The 23,375-nt window shown below is 67.8% G+C and carries 22 protein-coding genes and 1 pseudogene; 2 read left to right on the top strand and 21 right to left on the bottom strand.

Annotated features, from left to right (window positions below):
- Nucleotides 1-10 precede the first annotated feature (10 nt).
- From lepB to G6034_RS07650, 15 genes are all read right to left on the bottom strand, one after another.
- A complete protein-coding gene (lepB, locus tag G6034_RS07580) occupies nucleotides 11-667 on the bottom strand; it encodes a signal peptidase I (protein WP_176634504.1) in 657 nt (218 codons plus the stop codon).
- 13 nt (nucleotides 668-680) lie between these two features.
- Entirely contained in the window at nucleotides 681-1,040 is a 360-nt protein-coding gene (gene rplS, locus G6034_RS07585; RefSeq protein WP_176634505.1) for a 50S ribosomal protein L19, read from the bottom strand.
- Nucleotides 1,041-1,322: 282 nt separating this feature from the next.
- Entirely contained in the window at nucleotides 1,323-2,141 is an 819-nt protein-coding gene (locus tag G6034_RS07590) for a carbohydrate ABC transporter permease (RefSeq protein ID WP_246295439.1), read from the bottom strand.
- A 71-nt stretch (nucleotides 2,142-2,212) separates the two neighbouring features.
- Nucleotides 2,213-3,358, bottom strand: a complete 1,146-nt coding sequence (locus G6034_RS07595; RefSeq protein ID WP_176634507.1) for an ABC transporter permease subunit — start codon at nucleotides 3,356-3,358, stop codon at nucleotides 2,213-2,215.
- Nucleotides 3,359-3,360: 2 nt separating this feature from the next.
- Nucleotides 3,361-4,632, bottom strand: a complete 1,272-nt coding sequence (locus G6034_RS07600) for a sugar ABC transporter substrate-binding protein (protein WP_246295436.1) — start codon at nucleotides 4,630-4,632, stop codon at nucleotides 3,361-3,363.
- 215 nt (nucleotides 4,633-4,847) lie between these two features.
- Nucleotides 4,848-5,684, bottom strand: coding sequence for a tRNA (guanosine(37)-N1)-methyltransferase TrmD (gene trmD, locus G6034_RS07605; RefSeq protein ID WP_176634509.1), 837 nt, complete (start codon nucleotides 5,682-5,684; stop codon nucleotides 4,848-4,850).
- The gene (gene rimM / locus G6034_RS07610) at nucleotides 5,684-6,244 is read right to left on the bottom strand and encodes a ribosome maturation factor RimM (RefSeq protein ID WP_176634510.1); all 561 of its coding nucleotides are present in this window, start codon (nucleotides 6,242-6,244) and stop codon (nucleotides 5,684-5,686) included. The genes trmD and rimM overlap by 1 nt, the downstream gene beginning before the upstream one ends.
- A gap of 151 nt (nucleotides 6,245-6,395) precedes the next feature.
- Nucleotides 6,396-6,638: an RNA-binding protein gene (locus G6034_RS07615; protein ID WP_176634511.1), complete on the bottom strand. Its 243-nt coding sequence runs from the start codon at nucleotides 6,636-6,638 to the stop codon at nucleotides 6,396-6,398.
- A 1-nt stretch (nucleotide 6,639) separates the two neighbouring features.
- On the bottom strand, nucleotides 6,640-7,047 hold the full coding sequence (gene rpsP, locus G6034_RS07620) for a 30S ribosomal protein S16 (protein ID WP_176634512.1): 408 nt from the start codon (nucleotides 7,045-7,047) through the stop codon (nucleotides 6,640-6,642).
- 356 nt (nucleotides 7,048-7,403) lie between these two features.
- Entirely contained in the window at nucleotides 7,404-7,856 is a 453-nt protein-coding gene (locus G6034_RS07625; protein ID WP_176634513.1) for a hypothetical protein, read from the bottom strand.
- Between the two features lie 38 nt (nucleotides 7,857-7,894).
- Nucleotides 7,895-8,779 carry a VOC family protein gene (locus tag G6034_RS07630; protein ID WP_176634514.1) on the bottom strand — a complete coding sequence of 295 codons (885 nt, stop codon included), beginning with the start codon at nucleotides 8,777-8,779 and terminating at the stop codon, nucleotides 7,895-7,897.
- Nucleotides 8,780-8,834: 55 nt separating this feature from the next.
- A complete protein-coding gene (locus tag G6034_RS07635) occupies nucleotides 8,835-10,442 on the bottom strand; it encodes an HD domain-containing phosphohydrolase (RefSeq protein ID WP_176634515.1) in 1,608 nt (535 codons plus the stop codon).
- A gap of 110 nt (nucleotides 10,443-10,552) precedes the next feature.
- Nucleotides 10,553-11,161, bottom strand: coding sequence for a carboxymuconolactone decarboxylase family protein (locus G6034_RS07640; protein ID WP_176634516.1), 609 nt, complete (start codon nucleotides 11,159-11,161; stop codon nucleotides 10,553-10,555).
- Nucleotides 11,148-11,909 carry a hypothetical protein gene (locus G6034_RS07645; RefSeq protein ID WP_176634517.1) on the bottom strand — a complete coding sequence of 254 codons (762 nt, stop codon included), beginning with the start codon at nucleotides 11,907-11,909 and terminating at the stop codon, nucleotides 11,148-11,150. Before G6034_RS07645 ends, G6034_RS07640 begins: the two co-directional genes overlap by 14 nt.
- A 117-nt stretch (nucleotides 11,910-12,026) precedes the next feature.
- A complete protein-coding gene (locus G6034_RS07650; protein WP_176634518.1) occupies nucleotides 12,027-12,530 on the bottom strand; it encodes a GNAT family N-acetyltransferase in 504 nt (167 codons plus the stop codon).
- Between the two features lie 118 nt (nucleotides 12,531-12,648).
- Between G6034_RS07650 and G6034_RS07655 the strand changes: the two are divergent.
- A pseudogene (locus tag G6034_RS07655) lies at nucleotides 12,649-12,780 on the top strand (phosphomethylpyrimidine synthase ThiC); the annotation flags it as partial.
- 31 nt (nucleotides 12,781-12,811) lie between these two features.
- Here the strand turns inward: G6034_RS07655 and G6034_RS07660 are convergent.
- The 5 genes from G6034_RS07660 to G6034_RS07685 form a co-directional block, all read right to left on the bottom strand.
- A complete protein-coding gene (locus tag G6034_RS07660) occupies nucleotides 12,812-13,579 on the bottom strand; it encodes an alpha/beta fold hydrolase (RefSeq protein ID WP_176634519.1) in 768 nt (255 codons plus the stop codon).
- Between the two features lie 135 nt (nucleotides 13,580-13,714).
- The gene (locus tag G6034_RS19490) at nucleotides 13,715-16,036 is read right to left on the bottom strand and encodes an ABC transporter ATP-binding protein (protein WP_218063700.1); all 2,322 of its coding nucleotides are present in this window, start codon (nucleotides 16,034-16,036) and stop codon (nucleotides 13,715-13,717) included.
- Between the two features lie 100 nt (nucleotides 16,037-16,136).
- Nucleotides 16,137-17,078 carry an ABC transporter permease gene (locus G6034_RS07675; RefSeq protein ID WP_343037984.1) on the bottom strand — a complete coding sequence of 314 codons (942 nt, stop codon included), beginning with the start codon at nucleotides 17,076-17,078 and terminating at the stop codon, nucleotides 16,137-16,139.
- Nucleotides 17,075-18,019, bottom strand: coding sequence for an ABC transporter permease (locus G6034_RS07680; RefSeq protein ID WP_176634520.1), 945 nt, complete (start codon nucleotides 18,017-18,019; stop codon nucleotides 17,075-17,077). The genes G6034_RS07675 and G6034_RS07680 overlap by 4 nt, the downstream gene beginning before the upstream one ends.
- Nucleotides 18,020-18,132: 113 nt before the next feature.
- Nucleotides 18,133-19,929: an ABC transporter substrate-binding protein gene (locus G6034_RS07685; RefSeq protein ID WP_176634521.1), complete on the bottom strand. Its 1,797-nt coding sequence runs from the start codon at nucleotides 19,927-19,929 to the stop codon at nucleotides 18,133-18,135.
- 400 nt (nucleotides 19,930-20,329) lie between these two features.
- Here G6034_RS07685 and G6034_RS07690 point away from each other — a divergent pair, with 400 nt between their 5' ends.
- Nucleotides 20,330-21,751: an MFS transporter gene (locus G6034_RS07690; RefSeq protein ID WP_176634522.1), complete on the top strand. Its 1,422-nt coding sequence runs from the start codon at nucleotides 20,330-20,332 to the stop codon at nucleotides 21,749-21,751.
- Here G6034_RS07690 and ffh read toward each other — a convergent pair.
- Nucleotides 21,744-23,315, bottom strand: a complete 1,572-nt coding sequence (gene ffh, locus G6034_RS07695; protein ID WP_176634523.1) for a signal recognition particle protein — start codon at nucleotides 23,313-23,315, stop codon at nucleotides 21,744-21,746. The two genes, G6034_RS07690 and ffh, sit on opposite strands and share 8 nt — an antisense overlap.
- Nucleotides 23,316-23,375 lie beyond the last annotated feature (60 nt).

Below are 23,375 nucleotides of genomic sequence, written 5' to 3' on the forward strand. Positions count from 1 at the left end.
GACGGGCGCGCTAGGGGGTGGCGGCGTCGTTCTTGAGCACGTGGACGCGCCCCAGCGGCCACACCGTGGCCCACGGGCGGCCGATCACCTTGCCCGTGGAGATGAGGCCGCCGCCGGGCATGCCCAGCAGGGACCGCGAGTCCGCTGAGATGCTCCGGTGGTCGCCCATGAGCCACAATTTACCCTGCGGGACGGTGACGTCGAACCTCAACTCGCTGGGCTTGTCGCCGGGATACAGGTAGCTCTCAGTGACGGGAACCCCGTTGACCTCCAGCAGGCCGGCGGCGGTGCAGCACTTCACGGTGTCCCCCGCCACCCCCAGCACCCGCTTGACGTAAATGTTGTTGTTGGGGACCAGGCCCAGCCACTGCCCGGCGCCGACGGCCGCGTCAGTGAGCGGGTCCCGGCCCGACTGCCACGGTGTGAACGACCCCCGGCCGTCAAAGACCACCACGTCGCCACGCTTGATGGGCGTAAGCGCAAAATCGGTGCGCGAAACCAGCACGCGGTCCCCGGTCACCAGCAGCGGCTCCATGGACCCGGACGGGATGTAGTAGACATCCGTCCAGACATTGCGCACCACGGCGGTCAGCAGGAACATCACCACCAAGGCAAGAACAACAAAACGCCAGCCCAGTTTCCTGGACTGGCGTTTCGCTTGGGGCAAAGTGCGATTCCCGTTACTTGGCGGGAACGGCGTCGCGCTTTTCCTTGATCTTGGCAGCCTTGCCGCGCAGGTTGCGCATGTAGTAGAGCTTGGCACGGCGGACGTCACCCTTGGTGACAACCTCAATCTTGTCGATGACCGGCGAGTGCACCGGGAAGGTACGCTCCACGCCGACACCGAAGGAGACCTTGCGGACCGTGAAGGTCTCGCGGACGCCGTCGCCCTGGCGGCCAAGGACGAAGCCCTTGAACACCTGGACACGCGCGCGGGAGCCTTCAATGATGTTCACGTGGACGTTGAGGGTGTCACCGGCCCGGAAGGCGGGGATGTCGCTGCGCAGGCTGGCTGCGTCAACAGAATCGAGAATCTGCATTTTTCTCACTCCAGGCAAACGCCACAGGTCATTTGCTTTATGTCACGGATCCCGTGGACGGCGCAGGCCAGTCACGGAAAGCGAAAGTTTTTTAGCCCGGGGTATCAAGGGTGAATCCCGGTGTGCCGCCTGTTGGCGGACGGTCCCCCTGTGGCAGGAGCCCGCCCAGCCGGCACGTCCCCCATTTTGCCATACCGGGCGGCACAACAACTAATTGCCCGTGCCGCCGGCGCACGACGCCGGGCCCCGGCCCAGGTGTCAGGGCCCCCGCCCCGCTGTGGCTCACCCTTTCACGGCACCCTCGGTGGTGTTCATGATCCGGCGTTGGAAGATGAAGAACATGACGGCGACCGGTACGGTCATCAGCGCGGCGGCGGCAAGCTTGAGCGGATACTGGGTGGGCCCTCCCAGCTGTCCGCTGGCGAGCGAGGCCACCCCCTTCGTGAGGGTGGTCAGCGCGGGCGACTGGGTGGAGACGATGAAGTGTGAGAGCTCGTTCCAGGACCCCTGGAAGGAGAGGATGATGATGGTCATCAGGGCCGGCCTGGACATGGGCAGGACGATCGACCAGAACACCCGGAACGTGCCGGCGCCGTCGATCCGGGCCTGCTCCTCGACGCTGATCGGGACGGATTCAAAGAAGTTCTTCATGATGAACACACCGGCCGCGTCGGTGAGCAGGGGCACGATCATCCCGGTGTACGAGTCGTAGATGCCGACCTGGTTGAGCACCAGGAACTTGGGGATGAGCAGGACGACGCCGGGCACGCTCATCACGGCGATGAGGCCGGCGTAGATGACGCCCCTGCCGCGGAAGTGCAGGCGGGCCAGGGCGTAGCCGGCGAGCGAGTCGAAGAACACGCGGCCGAGGGTGACGCAGACGGTGACGATGGCCGAGTTCTTGAACCAGACAGGGAAGTCCGAGTGGGCGAACAACCCCCGGTAGGCCGCCGTCGTCCACACCTGCGGCACAAGCGAAACCGGGCTCTGCGCCGCTTCAGTCTCCGATTTGAACGACGTCGCCACCTGCACAAGGAACGGGAAGATGTAGACGATGGCCAGCGCGATGAGGACCGCGTAAAGCACGGACGTGGCGGCCATGGTGCCGTTGCGGTCCCGGCGGCGCACGAGGTCCTGTTTCGTGCCGGCCGTGTCTGTCGACTGGGTGATGCTCATTGGCGTTCTCCGTCCGGCGCCGGTGGTTGCCCCGCGGCCGCGGCGCCGGCCGGGACGCCGCTGCTGCCTGTGCCCACGGACAGGTAGGGCCGCATCTTGCGCCGGGAGACCTTGCGTTCGCGCAGCACCCAGCGCTGGAAGAGCGTGAAGAAGACGATGATCACGAACAGGATGAAGGCGATCGCGGCGCCTTGCCCCCAGCCCTGATCCTGGAAGGCGGCCTGGTAGGACAGGTAGGCCGGGGTGAGCGTCGTCTTGTCGGGGGCGCCCTGGGTTCCGGTGTAGATCTGGTCGAAGACCTGCCAACAACCGATCAGGCCAAGCGTGAGCACGGTGAACAGGGTGGGGCGCAGCTGCGGCAGTGTCACCTGCCAAAAGCGCTGCCAGCCGTTGGCGCCGTCGACCATGGCCGCTTCGGTGACGTCGCGGTCGAGGTTTTGCAGGGCGGCGATGAACAACAGCATGAAGGTCCCGCTGGTGGTGAAGATCCCCATGATGATGTAGGCGCTCATCGCCACCGACGGGCCGGCCAGCCAGTCCCACCACGAAATCCCGAGGAAGGTGCCCCCGGTGAGGAAGGCCGGGCCGTTCTGCACGCCAAACACGCCGAGGAGGTCGTGCAGGATGCCGCTGGGTTCGTTGAACCAGTTCGGTCCGGTGATGCCGATGTAGGAGAGCAGCTTGTTGACACTGCCGGTCGAGCTGAACAGGAAAAGCCACAGGACGGTGATGGCCACTGAGCTGGTGACGGAGGGGAAGTAGAACGCCGTGCGGAAGAAGCCGCGGCCGCGCAGGACCGCCCGGTTGACCAGTACGGCAAGGAAGAGGGACAGCGCAGTCTGCAATGGCACCACGAGAACCACGTACCAGGCGTTGTTGCGCAACGAGGTCCCGAAGTCCTGCTCCGCCAGTCCGCCGCCGGCGAGCAGCTTGGAGTAGTTGTCGAAACCGATGAAGTGCACGCCGGCCGAGAACGGGCTGCCGCGGCCGCCCCAGTCGGAGAAACTCACCCACAGGGCCATCAGGACGGGGATCACCAGGAACAGGCCGAGCAGGAAGAGCACCGGGCCGGTGAACAGCCACCCGGAGGCGGTCTCATGGCCGTGGATGCCCGAGCGGGACCGCACGGCGTTGGCGGACACGGCTACTTCAGCAGGGCCTGGAGGTTTTTCTGCGTCTCATCCAGCAGTGTTTTGGGGTCGCTCTTGGCCAGGCTTCCCAGCTTTGAATCGAGGTCGCTGACGACGGCGGCGGAACCCTTGGCGGCTGGCACGCCCTGGGCGTAGGCGGCCGCGTCCATGAACGGGGCGAGCTGCGGATACGCCTGCTTCCAGGAGTCTGCCGCGGACTGGATCGAGGGCATGACCCCAAAGGCCTTCGCGAAGCCGAGCTGGTCGCTCTTGGTGGTCAGCTGCTCCACCAGCTTCAGTGCGGCGGCCTGGTTGGGGCTGTCGGCCGCAATGCCCCAGCAGTTGGTGAACTCCAGCGTGCCTTGGCCCTTCGGTCCGGACGGCAGCGGGACTACCTTGTACTTGATGTTCGGGTAGTCGGACTGCATGCCGCCCGTGATCCAGTTGCCTTCAATGGTCATCGCGGCCAGGCCCTTGCCCAGCGCCTCGCCGCCCCAGCTGGCGCCGGTGTCCGCAGCGAACTTCATGGCGCCGTCGGTCAGGAGCTTCTTGGCGTACGTGAGCGCCTGGACGTTCGCTGCGCTGTTGGCAGTGGCCTGCGTGCTGTCGGCGTTCATAAGGTTCCCGCCGGCCTCGACCATGAAGGCCCCGAGCCGCTCATACTGGCCGCTGACCACCAGGCCGGTCTGCTTTCCGGTGGTCAGCTTCTTGCTGACCGCCTCCAGCTGGTCCCAGGTCTTTGGATAGTCGGAGTCGGTGAGACCGGCGGCCTTCCACATATCGGTGTTGATGACCAGCTGCAGGGTGGAGAAATCCTTGGGTGCGCAATAGAGCTTGTTGTTGTAGGTGAACGACTTCACCAGGGTGGGATAAAAGTCCGAGGTGTCCTTCAGCTGGTCGCCGTAGGCCAGCAGCGAGCCGTTGGCGGCGTACCCGGCGAGCGAGCCGGTGGAGAGGTAGAAGACGTCGGCAGGCTTTTTGGCGGCGAACCCCTGGGCCAGCTGCTGGTCAAGGTTGCTGGCCGCGATAACCGTGGCCTTCGTTCCGGAGGACTTCGACCAGTCGGCCACGGCGCTCTTCACCGCATTGGTTTCAGCATTGCCGCTGGAACCGATCATGACCGTCAGGGCGGACGAGGACGACGTCAGTCCGCCGCCTCCCCCTGCCGTACCGGAGCCTGTCGAGGTCGCGTTTCCGCCGAAGCCGGAACCGCAGGCACTCAAGGCCAGCACCGTGGTGAATGCGGCTGCACCGCTGAGGATCCGGACGGCTAAGCCTTTTTGCATGGTGTCTTTTTGCATGGTGTCTTTTTGCATGGTGCTCTCCCCAGCGTTCCGCGGCGTCTGCCGCATCGGTCGGACCGCTGGCCCCGGCGCCCCACGCTGCTGCATCCTGCCGGCACGACTGCCACGGATTGACCGCTCCAATGTTGCCCTCAACGTAGGCCTGTGGCGGGAAGCTGTCAAGGGCCGGGGACCTCCGGCAGCTGCGGTTGGAACCCTTACTTCCCGGTCCGGCGCACCGCCCTGCCGTCGACGACGGCGTACCCGAGTTCCCACAGCACGTTGCGTTCCGTCTTGCTGAAGTTGGAGACATCCAGCTTGTCGAGCAGGTCGGGGCGCCGGGCCGCGGTGCGGCGCAGCTGGTGTTCGCGGCGGAACTTGGCAATCTTGCCGTGGTTGCCGCTGAGCAGCACCTCCGGCACGTCCCGGTCCCGCCAGCTCGAAGGCTTGGTGTAGACGGGATACTCCAGGAGTCCGTCGGAATGCGATTCCTCCACGAGGGATTCCGGATTGCCGACCACGCCGGGAATGAGCCGGCCGATGGCCTCCACCATGGCCAGGACGGCCACTTCCCCGCCGTTGAGCACGTAGTCGCCGAGGCTGACGGATCGCACCGTGTACTGTTCCGCGGCCCATTCCAGGACACGTTCGTCAATGCCCTCGTAGCGGCCGCAGGCAAACACCAGGTGGTCCTCCCCGGCCAGCTCGTAGGCGAGCTGCTGGGTGAAGACCTCTCCGGCCGGGGAGGGGACGATGAGGGTGGGCTTCTTCCGTGCCGGCGCTGCGCCCGGGGAGGGTGCCGCCGCCTTGTCCGGCGCGGGCGGTGCCGCCGCGGCGATGTCTTCCAGGGCCTGCGCCCAGGGTTCGGGCTTCATGACCATCCCGGCGCCGCCGCCGTACGGGGTGTCGTCCACTGTCCGGTGGCGGTCCTGTGTGTAGCTGCGCAGGTCGTGGACGGCCAGTTCCAGCAGGCCGTCGGTGCGGGCCTTGCCGATCAGGCTCAGTTCCAGGGGGGCCAGGTATTCCGGGAAGATGCTGACCACGTCAAAGCGCATCAGTCCTGCTGGCTTTCCGTGTCCGCGGCCCCGCCGGTCTCGTCGTTGTCCGTGATGTCCTTGTTCACCGTGAACAGTCCGTCCGGGGGCGTGAGCAGGACGTAGCCTTCCTCGATGTTGACCTCCGGGACGATCTCGTCCACGAACGGGACCAGGACTTCGTCGCCGTCGTTGTCCTCGACGATCAGCAGGTCCTGGACGGGCAGGGTGCGCAGGCCCGTGACCTTGCCCACGGTCCGGGTGCCGACCCGCACCTCAAGGTTCACCAGTTCGTGTTCGTACCACGCGTCGTCGTCGCCGTCTTCGTCGGATTCGAAAAACAATGTGGTGCCGCGCAACAGTTCTGCGTCGTTGCGGGTGTCCACGCCCTCAAAGCCAAGGAGCAGGATGTCCTTGTTCCAGCGCGAACTGCGCACGGTGAGCGTGCCGATCGTCGCCGGCTCCGCGGCAAATTCGGTTCCGACGGAAAAACGGGAATCGGGGGCGTCGGTGAGGACAAGCACCGTCACTTCGCCGCGAATGCCGTGGGGCTTGCCAATCCGGGCAACCTGAACCTGCATGTGAACTCCTTGGGGCGTGTGTCATGGGGGCCTCGCGGCCGGGAAAAAATTTGGCCCCGACACCATTATGGTGCCGGGGCCAAACGCACGGCTTTACTGCTGAAGACTTTTGCCGCACCGCTTGCACGGTGCAAGGGTCTTTTGCGGCGGCTTAGCGGCGTCGGTCGGTGTCGACGACGTCAACACGCACCGGCTCGCCGTGGGCCAGGGCCGCAACCACCGTGCGCAGTGCGCGGGCGGTGCGCCCCTGCCGGCCGATAACCCGGCCAAGGTCGTCCTGGTGAACGCGCACCTCGAGTGCTTCCCCGCGGCGGTTGTTGTTGACGCTCACCTTGACGTCCTCGGGAGAGTCAACAATCCCGCGGACCAAGTGCCCCAGCGCTTCAGCCAGCAAGTTACTCGGCCTCGGTGCTCTCAGCAGCCACAGCCTCGTCAGCCTTGGCGGCCTTCTTGGTGATGGCTTCCTTGACAACAACGTTCTTGGCCTCGGGAGCCACGAACGCAACCTTGGCTTCCTTGGTCTTCAAGGTGCCCTCGGCGCCCTTGATGCCCTTGAACTTCTGCCAGTCACCGGTGATCTTCAGGATCTTGGCGACCTGCTCGGACGGCTGGGCGCCAACGCCGAGCCAGTACTGTGCACGGTCAGACTTCACTTCGATGAAGGAAGGCTGCTCGGTGGGATGGTACTTGCCGATCTCCTCGATGGCACGGCCGTCACGCTTGGCGCGTGCGTCCATGACGACGATGCGGTAGTACGGTGCGCGCATCTTGCCGAAGCGCTTAAGGCGAATCTTTACGGCCACTTTTGTGGTTACTCCTGGTTCGAAAAGGGGCGAATTCCACATCTCACGCTCCCGTGGGGCGGGCCGATCTTGCGGAATCCTAAGGACAGGACCACGAGCGGAGAGAGGGGCCGCGCGGATCGAGTACCCGTCCATTATGCCAGACAAATATGTGCCCGCGCGACGCGTGCCATGCGTTCTCCGTCACCGGGGCCGGGCGGCACGTGAAAAGGGACGCCGCCTGCGGGAAGGGACGAGGCCGACGTGGTGGGCCCCCGCACCCGAGGGGCCCCGGCCGAGGCCGACGTGGAGGGCGAAGTGGGCCCCCGCACCCGAGGGGCCCCGGCCGAGGAACGAGGCTGGGGAGGGCGTGGGGACTACGGGGCGGAAAAGAAGAACAGCCCCATCTTCGCGTTGTCCTCGGCGGCGGCCACCGCGGCGACGGCCATTGCCGTCAGGGCGCGCAGCAGCGGCTCGGTGACCTCGGGGGTGGACTCCATCTCCTCGGCTGCCGCCCACGCGGCCGCCAGCTCCACCACGTCGTCCGGTTCTTCCGGCGAGTCAAGTTCGGCAAACACTTCCAGCAGCGCGTCCGGGACGGCGTAGAGCGTGTCCAACTCGATGTCGACCAGGCTGAGCTCGGCGCCAACTCCGGTGGCGTGGACCTTCTTCACCGCCAGCTCCCCCAGCACTTCGATTTCAAGATCGCCCAGCCCCGGGGTGGGCAGGACGGGGACGTCGACGGCCGGCGATTTTCCGGCTTCGCGGGCCTTGGCCCGGGCAACGGCCTGGTGGTGGTCGGCAATGAAGAACTCGGAGTAAAGGGCCACGCAGGTGCCTTTCGCGAAGGAGTGGTGCCGGGTCAGCGCTAAGCTGCGGCGGGTGCAGTCTCCACACTAACGCGGATCCGGTTTTTCCACGGGTCGTCAAAGACGATTTCGGCGCCGGTGTTGGCGACGGCAAGCCCGGCGTGGGCCAGCCGCCCGGCGAGCGCGCCGACGTCGTCCGTGCCGGGCAGCTTGATGAGGACCTCGCCCAGGCCCAGGGTGTCCCTGCGCGGCCCCGCACCGCGGCTGTTCCACACGTTCATGGCCATGTGGTGGTGGTACCCGCCGGCCGAGACGAACAGGGCCTGCCCGTGCCAGCCCGCCGTGCGCTCAAAGCCCAGGGTGTCCACGTAGAACTTCTCCGCGGTCGCCACGTCGCCCACCTGCAGGTGGACATGCCCGACGCCGGCACTCGCGTCGCGCTGCCCGCTCACCGACGCCTCGGTCAGGTGCCGGGTGAGGTAGTGCTGGGGCGGCAGGGCCAGCGACGCCATTTCCACGGTGCCGTTGTTCCACGACCACTCCGTGCGGGGGCGGTCCCAGTACAGCTCGATCCCGTTGCCTTCGGGGTCGGTGAAGTAAAAGGCCTCGGAGACCAGGTGGTCGGCGCTGCCGGCAAACAACTGCGGGTCGTACTGGGCGGCGCTGGCCACGGTGGCCGCCAGGGCCGCCTGGTCGTCGAAGAGCAGGGCCGTGTGGAACAGGCCGGCCTCGCCGCGGCCGGGGATGTGCAGGCCTCCGGCGGGCTGCAGGTGGACCAGCGGCGTGGTGCCGCGGCCCAGGTATTGGCCGCCGTCGGCCTCGGCCACAACATCCAGGCCGAGGGCCCTTTGGTAGTAGCCGCTCATCAGTTTCATGTCCCCCACCTTGAGCATCACCGTGCCCATCTGCAGCTCGGCGGAGAGGAGGTCTTGCTGGGTGTTCATGGTTGCTCCAAAGTTTGTCGTGGTCATATCCTAGCAAACTACTTGAAGCTTCAAGTTATTCCCCTGCGGCGCTCCCTGCGCGGTTCCGGTCCCACAATCCGTGGTCCAGGGCGAAGAGGGTGGCTGAAACACGGTTGGCGGCGCCGGTCTTCTCATATATGTGCTCCACATGGTTGCGCGCGGTCTTCGGCGCGATGAACAGGGCGGCCGCAATGTCCTTGTTGTTCATGCCCCGGCACAGCAGCGCAAGCACCTCGAGCTCCCGGGCCGTCAACCCGGCAGGCGCGCCGCGGCGCCGGGCGTCCCTCCGGCCCCCGCCAAGGACCGCATCATCATTCCGGCCCCCGCCGGCAAGGACCGCATTGACGGCGAGCGCGTCCAGCCGGCCCGCGAGGACGTCGGCGTGCAACCTGGCGGCAGCTTCCGCAGGCTCTGCGGCCGGGCGGTGCGGGCGCGGTTCCAGGCTGGTCTGGTAGGCGTCGGCGGCAGCCAGGATCCGCTGCCCGGCATCCAGCGCGGTGTCGCTGAGCCCGCGCGGATAGCCGGACCCGTCAAGCCGTTCCCGGTGCGCGCCGGCGAGCCCGGCCACGCGCCGCAGGCCGGGAACCCGCCCCAGGATGCGCTCGCTGAGGAACGGGTACATCTGCAGCCGTTCGCGGTCCATGGAGGACAGCTCCGATTTTTTGTCCCAGATCGCGTTGGAAACGCCCATCCGGCCCAGGTCGTGGACCCAGCCGGCACGTCGGAGCAGGTCCACCTCGGCGGGCGGCAGGGCGCACTCCCGCGCGGCGGCCGCCGCCAATGAGGCCACCGCCCGGGAATGTCCGGCCGTCCACGGGGATTTCAGGTCGGCAAAGTCGCCCATGGCGGCCAGCACGGCATCCAGCTCCGTCTCCGTCAGGGAGTCGTCGAGGGGGGCTGCCGCAAGGGCGGCCGGCCACGGATCGCCCTCCAGCAGACCCGCAGCCAGGTCTGCCGCCCGCGCACAAAACAGGTCCGCCAGCTCCGGGTCGAATTGCGTTCCGCGGCGCTGGCGGACCATGGCCACCGCGGCCGCCAGGCCGGCGGTCCGCAGGAACACCTCGGCCGTGTCCGCCAGTTGGGCTATGCGCATTTCCAGGGGAATTTCGACGCCGGACCTCCCCGCCGGAAGCCCCTTGCCGTCCCAGCGCTCAAAGGCATGGCCCAGGATCGCGGGCATGCCCGGGTCCAGCCCCACCCTGTTGGCCAGCTGGCCGGCGGACAGGCAGTGCGAACGGATCAGGTTCCTGACCGCTGTGCCCGCTGTCGCCGCGAAGCGCGACTGCCGGGCGGCGCGCCGCAGCGCCGGCAGCTCCGTGCCGGTGCGGTGCAGCATCAGCGAAAGCATGGGCAGCCCGTGCGCGTCGATGAGGTAGTAGTCGGCGCGGAAGGCGATGTCGTCCCCGAACAGGGCCGCCAGCTCAAAGGAGTCGGCGTGGCAGCCGATCCAGGCCAGCAGGTTCGCGTAGTAGGTCCGCTCCCGTGCTTCCTGCCCGATGCCCAGCTGTTCGGCCATCCGCGTCCCCAGCACCATGGCGCGCAACATGTGCTCCATGGGTTGGCCGAGCCCCAAATCAATGGCCAGGGACAAGGCCGCCAACAGTTCGGCACGCCGGGCGGTGGTGGGAGGCCGCGGCTTCATTCCCGCAGACCCGGGGGCCGTGGGAGACCGGAGGGAGTCGCCAAAATCCTGCGCCGCCACACCCCCCATTGTACGGCCGGGCCCGGGACCCGGCCCAGCCGCCGGCCGGCTCAGCCGCCGGCCGGCGGGCGCGCAGGGTCCGCCGCTCCGCCCACGGGTGCCAGGAGGGCGTCCTGCATCTCGGGGCCCAGCCCGGGAGGCACATCAACGTCCACGGCCAGCGCGTGCAGCGCCCTGCTGAAATAGTTGCGGGCCGCGGCGGCCAGCGCGATGTCAACGATCTCCCTGTCGCTGAAGCCGGCGTCGCGCAGGGACTGGGAATCGCCGTCGTCCATGGCTGCGGATCCGGTGCTGAGCTTGACGGCAAAGTCCATCATGGCCACCTCGTCCGCGGGGAGGCCGGCGGAGCGGTAGTCACGGGCCACGCGTTCCAGCTGGTCCTCCGGCATGAATTTCAGCGCCTTCTTGCCGTGGGCCAGCAGGCAGGCCGCCGAACCGATGCCGCGCGCGGCGGCCAGCGTCACCAGCTCGTAGCGGCGCAGGCCCAGCGAGCCGGCGATGGCCGTCTGCAGCGCCCGCCATGCAAAGAGCGCCTCGGGATTCAGGGCCATGGCCCGCGTGTGGCTGGGCACGTAGCCCATCGCTTGGAGGTCGTCGGCGTATATCCGTGCAACGGGCCCTTCGGCAGCCGATTCGGCGATGGTTTCAATGATGCTCATGGTGCTGTGCGGTCCTTTCGTGATCCGGAGTGAATTCTTCCCAGCCCGGGGCCGTGGACGGATACCTGATGCTCACGTCCGCCACGAACAGGCCCCGTTGCGGCAGCCAAAAATCGGCCAGGTGGTCCTGCACGGGGAGCGCCCGCGGGGTGCCCGCGTCCTCGCCGTCGATGGCGGCCCGGCTGTTCGTGACGGTCCAGACGCGCAGCGGCTTGGCCTGGAACCGCTGGCCGTTGGGCGCCAGCCCGGCAAATGCCAGCCGTCCCGCACCCAGCGCCGGTCCCATCACGCGGCCCATGGCGTTGACCACGCCGTCACGGCGCCACAGGGCGGACGGAAGGCGCAGGGCCATCGCCGTGGCGGCGGCCGTGGCCCAGGTTGTCCCCAGATCCAGTTCCCAACGCACGACGCCGGGCACGCTCACCGACAGTGACCCGGGGCCGGTCCACTCGGCGTCGACCGGCCCGGTCCTGGCCCCCGCCAGGGCGGCGCCCATGTATCTGGCGCAGCTCAGCTCCGGTGGGACGTCGGCGTGGACTGTCCACTGCCCGCCAGGGGTGCGCAGCCACACGGCGTGGTAGCCGGGGCCGATCGAACTGGACGGGAAGCGTCGGAAGGCCAGGTAGTGGCCGGAACTGAACGGCACGCCCATGACCGCGTAGCCGGCGAAGTGTTCAGCATCGTCTTGCGGGAGGTTTGTTGCTGACTCGGCCCTGGCCGCGCATTCCCGCGGTGTTGTGGTTGCCATCTTGCGGCTCCTTTTCACGCTGGTGTGACGAGCGTAGTGCCGCGGCCGTCCAAAAGCATGGGGCAGATGACCCATTAATGCCCGGCACCATTCGGGCAGGTCCCGGCCGGCGGCGTGTCAGCGCAGCGCGGCGGACATGGCCGCGCGCCGGCCCATGGTGTCGAGCCCAAGCGCAGCTTCCTCGCGGCGCAGGCCGCGCAATTCGGGCGTCAGCGATTCCTCCGGGAGCTCGACAAAGCCGCAGCTGGCGTAAAACGGGCCATTGAAGGGCACCTCGGTGAAGGTGCACAGCGTCATGACGTGGAAGCCGGCCTCCAGCGCCCAGGCCTTCGCCGCCATGACCAGGGCCCGGCCAATTCCCTGCCGGGCATGTTCGGGGCTGACGGCCAGCTGTCCCAGGTGCGCCTGTCGGTCCACGATTTCCAGCCGTGCGAAGCCCACGGGCGGCCGTCCGGCAACCATGATGTGGAATGCCCCGGCGTAGGATTCCGCGGTGCCGGGCGGTGGAAAATTGCCGTGGGGGAAGGGCGGGTCCAGGGCGGCAAACGCCTGATCCGCCTCCGCCTCCAGGGAAGGCAAAAGCGAGAATTCACTCAAGGCCGCGGGACGGATTTCCAGCATGGCTTCGATCCTACGGCTTGACACCGGCCCCCGGTGTTCATAGGGCTTCGTCCTTGACCACGCGCCGTCCTGGATGACGGACACCGGCCACGGACTGCGGGCCCGGCGGCGGGGCGGACAGTGGGTGGGCTACATGACCATCCACGCCGGCGTGCTGCTGCGCCATGTCCCGCTCGCGGCCAAGCGGGTCACCGGGATCGTCTCCCGCGGAGGGTCCGTCATGGCCGGCTGGTGCCCGGCCCGACACCGGGCTGGTCGTGCCCCGGCCCTGACCGCGGGCGCTACCCGACCGCCTCGAGGCTGCCGATGAACTCCTCGATCAGGGCGGCGCCGGCCTCGGTGTCCTGCGGCCGGTGCCCGCCGCGGGTGACCTCGTGACGGGCGCCGGTGGCGGCGAGGTATTCGGCGATCTCCTCGTAGAGCGGTTCCCATCCGCCGGTCAGGACCAGGGTGGGCACCCCGGGGACAATGTGCACGGGGGCCTCCCACAAGGGGGCCTGCAGGTGGACGCGGGCCGCGGTCCGGGCCGCGGTGTCAGCGGGGCCGGTGCGGGGCACGGCCAGGCCCGTTCCCAGGCGCGGCGCGCCTCCGGCCCCGCTGCCGGGTCCGCCGCCGGGCCCCGTCATGGAGGCGGTCAGGCGCCGGAACTCCGCCGAAAACGCGGTGTCCGTCAGGGACGCGCTGCGGGCGAACAGCGGTTCAAGGTGTTCGCGGTACGCCGCGGTGGCGGGCAACTCGGCCGTGAGGGAGAGGAGTGCCGGCTCAAGCAGCACCAGGGACCTCACCAGCTCGGGCCGCTCGACGGCCGCCATGACGGCGGCGATCGCGCCCTGCGCATGCGCCACCACATGCCCGCCGTCGCCCAGGGCCCCGATCACGATCCGTGCGTCGGCCGCAAAGTCCGTTGGCACGGGGGGTTCGACGGCGTCGAATCCGGTGCGCTTGAGGAAGAGGGCATCGTAGCGCCCGGCCAGGCGGTGTTGGACCGGCCAGGCGGAAGCGCCGTAGCCGTCGATCCCGTGCACGAACACGATCCGGGGTTTTGTCATTCAAGCAGGGTACCGGACGCGCCTGACAAGGCCGGGGGCAACCGGGCGGCCGGGCGCCCGCCACGGGGGCCACCCGGCGCGTGCACCGGGCGCCTGTCCCGCGCGCCTGTCCCGCGCGCCTGTCCCGCCAGGCAGCTACGCGCCCGGTGTCAGCGTCCCCTTGACCAGGGTGTCCGCGGCGGCGTGCCCGTTGATGGGGAAGTGGCAGGCGGTCATGTGCGGGATGGTCCCGGCCGCGGCGGCGGCAGCCGTCGCGGCCGCCAGCTCGGCAGCCGGCATGGGAACGGATCCCCCGCCCGGCTGCAGCGGCGGCACCACCTTCGCGCAAATCTCCTGCGCCACGGGGCAGCGGGTGCGGAAGCGGCAGCCGCTGGGCGGGTTCATGGCGGACGGCAGCTCCCCGCGCACGCCCAGCTTCGCCTTTTGCCGCTCCACGATGGGGTCCGGAACCGGTATGGTGTCGATCAGCCCGCGCGTGTAGTGGTGCCGCGGGTGCGAATACACCGCCGCGGCCGGCCCCACCTCCACCATCTTGCCCAGGTACATGACCGCGATGACGTCGGAGAGGTAGCGGACCACGGACAGGTCGTGGCTGATGAAAAGGTACGTCAGTTCGCGGTCGCGCTGGAGCTCCTTCATCAGGTTCAGCACCTGCGCCTGGATCGAGACGTCCAGCGCCGAGACGGGCTCGTCCGCCACAATCAGCCCGGGCTGCAGGGCCAGCGCCCGTGCCAGGCCGATGCGCTGGCGCTGGCCGCCGGAAAATTCGTGCGGATACCTCTCCGCCGCCCGGGCCGGAAGCCCGACGGCGGCCAGCAGCTCGTCGACGCGCTCGTTGCGGTCGCGCGGGGAGCCCACATGCTGGATGTCCAGGGGCTCACGCAGGATGGAGCGCACGCGCATGCGCGGGTCCAGTGACGCATACGAGTCCTGGAACATGAACTGCACGTTCCGCCTGCCCTCCTTCGCCTCCTTGCCGCGCAGCTGCGAAATCCTGCGCCCGCGGAACAGGATCTTCCCTGCCGTGGGCACGTCCAGCCCCACCACCAGCCGCCCCAGCGTGGTCTTCCCGCAGCCCGATTCCCCCACGAGCCCCAGCGTGGTGCCGCGCGGGATGGACACGGTGACGTCGGCCACGGCGCTGATGTCCCCCACGTGCCGGCGCAGGATGGCCCCTGCCGTGACGGGGAAGTCCTTCACCGCGCCCTGCACCTGCAGGAGCGGGATGCCGTCGGCCGGGATGAAAGTGGTGGGTGCCACCCAGCCGCGCGCGTCCGACCCCGCCCCCTCCCCCGGCGCTACCGCCGCCCGGTGGGCGGCGCCCTGGGTGACGGGCGCTCCCGCGCGGGGTCCGGCGTCGTGCCTCACACCGGTGTCCCCCACCTCGGAGAGGTCCATTCCGGCCTCCAGCTCGGCGGCCTCGACCCGCGCGGCCTCGGGCACGGTGGTGCGCAGGTCCACGGGTTCGGGCACCTTCAGCGGCGTGGTGCGCGGGACAAAACAGGCATATTCCTGGGGACCGTACGGGGTGGCGATGGTGGTCATGGGCGGCACCCGGGCGCGGCAGGATTCGACGGCGAAGCGGCAGCGCGGCGCGAACCGGCAGGCCGGCGGCGGCTCCACCAGGTCCGGCGGGAGGCCCGGGATCGAGTACAGCCGCTCGCCCGTGCCGGCCGCGCGCTCGGGCAGCGCCTCGAACAGGGCGTCGGTGTAGCGGTGCCTGGGCGCGGCAAACAAGGTGTGCACGTCCGCCATCTCGGCCACCTTTCCGGCGTACATGACCACCACGCGGTCGGCGCTGCCGGCGATCACCCCGAGATCGTGGGTGACCAGGATCATGGCCATGTGGAACTCCTGGCGCAGCCTGTCCACCAGTTCCAGGATCTGCTTTTGCACCGTCACGTCCAGGGCGGTGGTCGGCTCGTCGGCGATGAGCAGCTTGGGCTGGCAGATCAGCGCCATGGCGATCATGACGCGCTGGCGCTGGCCGCCGGAGAGCTGGTGCGGGAAGTCCCGGGTGCGCTGGACGGGGCTGGGAATGCCCACCAGCCCGAACATCTCCACCACCTCCTTCATCGCCTCCCGCTTGGACAGGCCGCGGTGGAGCAGGAGCGGTTCCGCCACCTGGTCGCCGATGGGGATGACGGGGTTCAGGGAGGTCATGGGGTCCTGGAAGATCATGCCGATGTCCCCGCCGCGGATCTCCCGCAGCCGCGGCTCCTCCAGCTGCACCAGGTCCTCGCCGTCGAACAGGATTTCACCGTTCGTGATGTGGCCCCCGGGCGGGAGCAGCCGCTCAATGGACATGGCCGTCATGGTCTTGCCGCTGCCCGACTCCCCCACCAGCCCCAGCGTTTCCCCGGCGTCCACGTGCAGGCTGACATGGTCAAGGGCGTGCACCACCGACTTGCTCAGCTGGATGTCCGTGCTGAGGTCCGTGATCTGCAGGAGTGCCATGGTGCGCACCTTTCCCTTGTTTGCCTGATGTACGACGTTTGCCTCATGTACGACGTGTGTCTCATGTACGACGCCGGCGGGCCCGGTGGCGCCAGCCCCTTCAGCGCCGCTGGAGCCGCACCTCCACCGAGTCGCGCAGGCCGTCGCCCACCAGGTTCACGGCCACCACCACCACGATGATCAGGATCCCCGGAGGATAAATGAGCCACCAGTAGTTGGGGAAAATGAACGCGGTGCCGTTGCTGAGCATGCCGCCCCAGTCCGTGGCCGGGGGCGAAATGCCCAGGCCCAGGTAGCCCAGATAGGCGATGAGCAGGATGGCGTCCGCCACCTGGAACGTGGCGTTGACAATGACGGTGCCGACCACGTTGGGCATGATGTGCCGGAGCACCGAATGCCAGGACGAGCCGCCCATGACCCGCACGGCCTGGACGAATTCGCGCACCCGCAGCGTGAGTGACTCCCCGCGGACCAGGCGGGCCGGGACCAGCCAGGCGGTCAGGCCCAGGACGAAGATCATGACCGGGACGCTCGGGCGCACGATGGTCACGATGAACAGGAGCAGGAACAGGATCGGGATGGAGAGGATGGCGTCCACGATGCGCATCATGACGGCGTCCACCAGTCCGCCGAAGAAGCCGGCGATGGCGCCCCACACGGTGCCGACAATCGTGGCGATGATGGCCGCGGCGAAGCCTATGGCCAGGGACACCTGGCCGCCCACCATCAGCCTGCCGAGCTGGTCATAGCCCGTCTCGTCGGTGCCCAGCGGATGGCCCGGGCCCGGGGGCAGGTTGGTCTCCAGCAGGTTCACTGTCACCTGGTCCGTGCGGTAGAACAGCGGGGCCACAAAGCAGAACAGCGCGGCCAGGGCCAGCACCACGATCCCCACAATGGCCAGCCTGTTTTGGATGAAGACCTCAAGGCCGAGCCGGAACATGCTCTTGGCCCTGCCCGCGGGCAGGCCGGAGACGGCGACCGGCACCGGGCCGGACGGCACCTCGCCGGAAACTTCCACCTCTGCCCGGCCCGGATCACTCACAGCTTCACCCTCGGATCGATGACGGCCAGCGAGACGTCCGCCAGCAGGTTCCCGGCAACGGTGGCAAAGGCGGTGATGATCACCACGCCGAGCTCAACAGGGTAGTCGGAGGACTGGGCCGCCTGCCAGAACAGGAGCCCCATGCCGGGAAAGTTGAAGATGGACTCGGTCACCAGGGCCCCGGCAAACAGCGCCGGAAGAGAGAGGCCCAGCAGGGTGATGATCGGGATCAGCGCGTTGCGCAGCACGTGGTGGTACAGCACGCGGCGGGGCGAGGCCCCCTTGGCCTGCGCGGTGCGCACGTAGTCCTGGTCAATGTTGTCCAGCACGGAGGAACGCATGTAGCGGGAGAACCCGGCAATGCTCAGCAGCGCCAGGGTGACAATGGGCAGGACCATGGCGTCAAACTGTTCGAATATGGGTCCGATGCCGTTGGATTGCGGCGCCTCCGGTGGGAACCAGCCAAGGTTTTGGGAAAAGACCTCGATCATGATGATGCCGATGAAGAACGTGGGCGCCGCGTAGAAGATGAAGGAAAAGCCGGTGGCGATGTAGTCAAAGGACCGGTTGCGCCGGACGGCCTGGTAGATGCCCAGCGGCACCGCCACGATGACGGTGAGGATGAGCGAAAGCAGGCTGAGGATGATGGTCTTCGGCAGTCGCTGCACCAGGAGGGAGCTGACCGATTGGTTCAGCTTGATGGAAAAGCCGAAGTTGCCGGTGAACCATTCGCCCAGCTGCCGGAAGTACTGGACCAACAGGGGCTGGTCGTAGCCGTTGGCGGCATTGAACTGGGCCACCTGGAGCGCGGTTGCCCGCGGCCCCAGGATGGCGCGGGCCGCACCGCCGGGAAGCTGGTGGAGCAGGATGAAGACAATGATGGTCACCACCAGGACCACCAGGATGGATTGGGCGAGGCGGCGCAGGATGTAGCCGATCATGGTGCCGCGCTCCTTGCCGGCACGCTGCCCGCCACAGCTTCTGCGCCCGCCATGCCCAATGCGCCCCGTCCCTGCAACTCGTTATTTCCTGTGGTGCTTGTCCCGCGGATGGCTCAGTAGTGCCATTCCTCGGGGTTGATGGCGCTGTACGGGTTTTGCACCGTGGCGCCCTGGAGGCCGTTCGCCACCTCGGTCAGGCTGTAGGTGTAGTTCGGCTGCCAGATGACCGGCAGGTCCTTGGCCAGCGCATCCTCGTAGGCCTGCATGACGGCCGTGCCACTTTGGGTGGTTGTGTCGAGAATGAGCTTGTCGATGGCCGGGTTGGAGTAGCTGCCGCTGTTGGATCCCGCCCCGGTTTCCCAGAGCACCTCACCCGTGGGGTAGTAGTCGGGTGCGTACACCCAGCCCCCTCCCCAGTTGCCCATCTGCCACGTGCAGGTCTTGCCGGAGCAGGGGATGGCGGTTCCGGTCACCGTGTTGAACGGGGCCGGGGTGATGTTCAGCGTGATGCCGACCTGGGCCGCGTTGGACTTCAGCGACTGCATGGCCGTCGTGATTGTCTGGTTGCCGCTGGCGTACTGCAGGTTGAAGTCCATCTTCGCCCCGGCGGCAATGCCGGCGCCGCACTCGCCGGCACTGCTGCCCGGCTTGGCGCAAACGCTGGTGCCGCCCGCGTTGACGGTCCAGCCGTTGTCGGTGAGGTACTTCTTGGCGTTGGCAATGCTGAACGGGTAGGGATTGTTCCTCTCGGTCTGGGAGATCAGCGGGCTGTCCGGATACAGCGGGACGGGCCCGGTGGTTTCCACCCCGTAGTTCTTCGCGGCGGAGCTCAGGATCCCCGGCTGGTCAACCACCGACTGCAGCGCCTGGCGGAAGTACAGCTGCTTGAAGATCGGCCCCACGGTGGGGTTGTTGAAGTTGATCGGGAAGTAGTTGACGCCGTAAAGGAACCACGGGGCCAGCGTGTAGTTTGCACTCAGCGGGTTTGGCCCTGCCTCGGCGGGTCCCGTGTTGGCCGGCTTCGCGGCCGTCAGGTCCTGCGTGGGGAGGTAGCCGACGTCGATCGTGCTTCCGCCGCGCAATACTTGGAATTCGGCGTCGTCCGTGGTGAACGGAACCTCAATGAACTCCTTCAAGGAGGCCTTGACCGGTCCGGAATACGTGGGGTTCGGGACAAAGGTCAGGTGTCCGTCAGCATTGAACTTCGTCAGCTTGAACGGCCCGTCCACCACCTGCCACAGCGGGTTGGTGGCGTACGTCGGTAGGTCCTTCGACTGCGAAATCAGGTACTTGTAGACTGCGGCACACCCGGACTCGTTGGTGGCACAGTCGCCCTTCGCCGTGGCCGAGGTCATGTCCCAGGCGTCAGGCATTGGGGTGATGGTGCTCAGCTGGTTGTAGAGGAACCATTGCTGGCTGTAGGCCTTGTCCGTGGTGAACACGATGGTCTTTGCATCCGGCGTGGACACGGAAACAATGTTGTCCGGGAACTGGCCCGGCGTGTACGCCGCGTAGTTCGTCTTCTCCGCCTTCAGCATGTTGTACCAGAACATTACGTTCTGGGCCGTCACGCTGGTGCCGTTGGACCACTTGTAGTCCTTGAGCTTGATGGTGACCGTCTTGCCGCCATTGCTGTAGACCGGCTCCGCAGCCATGCTCAGGGAGTCACTGATCTGCGCCTTGCCGTTGTCGCCAAACCAGTACATCGGGCGGAACAGCAGGTACTGCAGGTAGGAGGAGTTTGAAACCGAAAAATCAGCGAGTGGTGAGAACGGCCAAATCCAGTTTGGTACAGTGTTGGGTGGTTCCGCAAAGGTGGCGGTGTCAGCGGCCTTGCCGGGGGCATTTCCTGAGGTGGCCGTGGGGCTCGTGTTCCCGCTTCCGGACGAGCAGCCCGTCAATGCCAGCAATACCACTGCAATACTTCCAAATATCCGGAAGATCGGCTTCCGGATCCCCCCATGAGTTCGCAACTTTTCCATTATGCGCCTCCATGGCAGAGCCCGACGGTGGATCTGTCTGGTTCACGACAGGGCTCTTAAGGCAGATTCTAAACCCGCTCCGCCCGTCCTGTCAGGCGGCCATGTGGCAACATATTGCCCTCAATGGGCACCAAAACGCCTCGCACGGACCGGCCGCGGCGCGTCCTCCCGGCAAACTCCGGGCCACATGGTGGTTTCTGACAGCTTCCTGCCAGTTTGCCGCCAATTGCCCGGAAGCGTGCAGGGTCGGCGCGGCGGTCCAGTCGACAAGGCCGCCCGTTCATCCCCTGTTGACCTAAAGGAAGCGTGAGGTTCTACTGTGGGATGTGTGAGTGTCGAGGAAGAGAATTCCGGCGCGCGGGTTGGGGACGCAGCGCCCGGCGGGGCAGCGCCCGGCGGCATTCTCGGCCGCGGCCACCGCACGGTCACGCTGGGGATCTGTTCGCTCATCGTGCTCTCCGCCTTCGAGGCGCTGGCCGTCACCACAGTGATGCCAACCATCAGCGCCGCGCTCAACGGCGCGTCCCTCTATGCCCTGGCCTTCGCCGGACCACTGGCGACCGGCGTCGTCGGCATGGTGCTGGCCGGAAACTGGTGCGATCGCGCGGGACCGCGCGGCTCCCTGTATGGCTCCGTCGTCCTGTTCGTAGCCGGCCTCGCGGTGGTGGGCACGGCACCGGCCATGGCCGTTTTTCTGTCGGGACGGCTCATCGAGGGGTTTGGCAGCGGGGCGCTGACCGTGGCACTCTACGTTGTGGTGGCGCGCGCCTACCCGCCGCAGCTCCACCCGCAGATCTTTGCCGCGTTCGCTGCCTCCTGGGTGGTGCCGTCGCTCGTGGGTCCGCTGGTCGCCGGGCTGATTGCGCAGACGCTCGGGTGGCGCTGGGTGTTCCTGGGCGTCATCGGGCTGGTGGCGGCGGCCCTGGCCATGGTCATCCCCGCCATGGCCAGGCTCCACGGACCCGGCGGACACCCCACCATGCCCTGGGACCTGGGCCGCCTCGGCTGGTCGCTGCTGGCGGCCTGTGCCGTGCTGGCCCTCAACCTGCTGGCGGACGCCAAGGGCCCCCTGCTGTGGACAGGCCCGGCGGCGGCCGCCGCCATCGCCGTGGTCGCGTTGCGCCCGCTGCTTCCCCGGCGCACCTTCGTGTCCGGCGCCGGCCTCCCCAGCGTGATTCTCAGCCGCGGACTGGCGGCAGCTGCATTCTTCGGGGCGGACGTCTACATCCCTTACCTGCTGACCGTGCGGTACGGCTTTCCACCCCTGGCGGCCGGGCTGTCAGTGACCGCCTCCGGCGTGTTCTGGGCCACCGGGTCATGGCTGCAGAGCAGGCTGTCCACGCACCTCAGCCATGCGCGCAGCGTCCAGCTCGGCGCGCTTGCCCTCTTCCTGGCCATCGCCGCTGCGTGTGCGACGGCGGCGCTGGCCCTCCCGGCCGCCGTCGCCATCGCCGGCTGGGCGCTGGGCGGCTTCGGCATGGGCCTGATGTATCCGCGGACCGGCGTCGCCACCCTGGAGTACTCCACGGTGGAAAACCAGGGCTTCAACAGTTCCGCGCTCAGCATCGCCGACTCCATCGGTGCGTCCATGTCCCTGGCGGCGACGGCGATCGTCTTTGCCGCGCTTGCGGGACTTGGCGGGCCCTGGCCGTTCGCGGGGTGCTTCGCGCTGACGGCGCTTCCCGCCCTGGCGGCGCTGGTGCTGGCCCCGCGCATCCGCCGCCCGCACGGCGCCAAGGCGCCTACTTGAGGAACTTCTCGAAGCCCTTGGGCAGGTTCAGGCTGGCGGGGTCGAAGTCCTCGTTGCCGGCGCCAAAGGCCGCGCCCGTGGGCAGGGCCTTGGGGGCGTTCGCCTTCTCCTGGGCGGCGCGCAGCTCGGCGGCGGCCTTGGCCGGGTTGCCCGAGCGGGCCTTTTTCTTGGGCGCCTGCTTGCCCTTGCGGGCACCCTTGAAGCCGCCCGGCCCCGGCATCCCCGGCATGCCGGGGATGCCGCCGCCCTGGGCCATCTTCTTCATCATCTTCTGGGCCTGCCCGAACCGCTCCAGCAGGCCGTTGACCTCGGAGACGTGAACACCGGAGCCGCGGGCGATGCGGGCGCGGCGGGAGCCGTTGATGATCTTGGGGGCCACGCGCTCGTGCGGGGTCATGGACCGGACAATGGCTTCCACGCGGTCAATCTCGCGCTCGTCGAAGTTTTCCAGCTGCTGGCGGATGTTGGCCGCGCCGGGCATCATCATCAGCATTTTCTTCATGGAGCCCATTTTGCGGATCTGCTGCATCTGGGACAGGAAGTCGTCCAGGGTGAAGTCTTCCTGGTCGGCGAACTTCCTCGCCATGCGCTCCGCTTCGCCGCGGTCCCAGTTCTTCTCCGCCTGCTCAATGAGCGTCAGGACGTCGCCCATGTCGAGGATGCGGCTGGCCATCCGGTCCGGGTGGAACAGTTCAAAGTCGTCCAGCGACTCGCCCGTGGAGGCGAACATGACCGGCTTGCCGGTGACCGACGCGACGGAGAGGGCCGCGCCGCCGCGGGCATCGCCGTCGAGCTTGGCGAGGACCACGCCGGTGAAGTTGACGCCGTCGTCGAAGGCCTTGGCCGTGGTGACCGCGTCCTGGCCGATCATGGCGTCAATGACGAAGAGGACTTCGTCGGGGTTGATGGCGGCGCGGATGTTCGCTGCCTGAGCCATCAGTTCGGCGTCGATGCCGAGGCGGCCGGCGGTGTCGACAATGACGACGTCGTACAGCTTGGCCTTGGCCTCGGCCACCCCGGCCAGGGCCACGGCCACGGGATCGCCGCTGGCGGATTCGAACTCGCTGCTGACGCCCGGGTGCGGGGCGAACACGGGCACGCCGGCGCGCTCACCGTTGACCTGGAGCTGCTTGACGGCGTTGGGGCGCTGGAGGTCGGCGGCGACCAGGAGGGGGCTGTGTCCCTGGCCCTTCAGCCACTTGGACAGCTTTCCGGCCAGCGTGGTCTTGCCGGCACCCTGGAGGCCGGCAAGCATGATGACGGTGGGCGGGTTCTTCGCCAGGTTGAGGCGCCGGGTCTCCCCGCCCAGGATCGCCACGAGCTCCTCGTTGACAATCTTGACGATCTGCTGCGCCGGGTTCAGGGCCTCATTGACCTCGGCGCCGAGTGCACGCTCGCGGACCTTTGCGGTGAACTCGCGGACCACGGGCACGGCAACGTCGGCGTCGAGCAGGGCGCGGCGGATCTCCCGGACGGTGGCGTCGACGTCGGCTTCGCTGAGCCGGCCCTTGCCGCGCAGGTTCTTGAAAGTTGCTGTCAGCCGGTCAGATAGGGAGTTGAACACGCGCCGTGTACTTCTTTCGTCTGGGGTTCAGCCGGCACCCGCGCGGCCCCGCCAAGGCGG

Source organism: Arthrobacter wenxiniae, assembly GCF_013376105.1.
Lineage (GTDB): Bacteria > Actinomycetota > Actinomycetes > Actinomycetales > Micrococcaceae > Specibacter > Specibacter wenxiniae.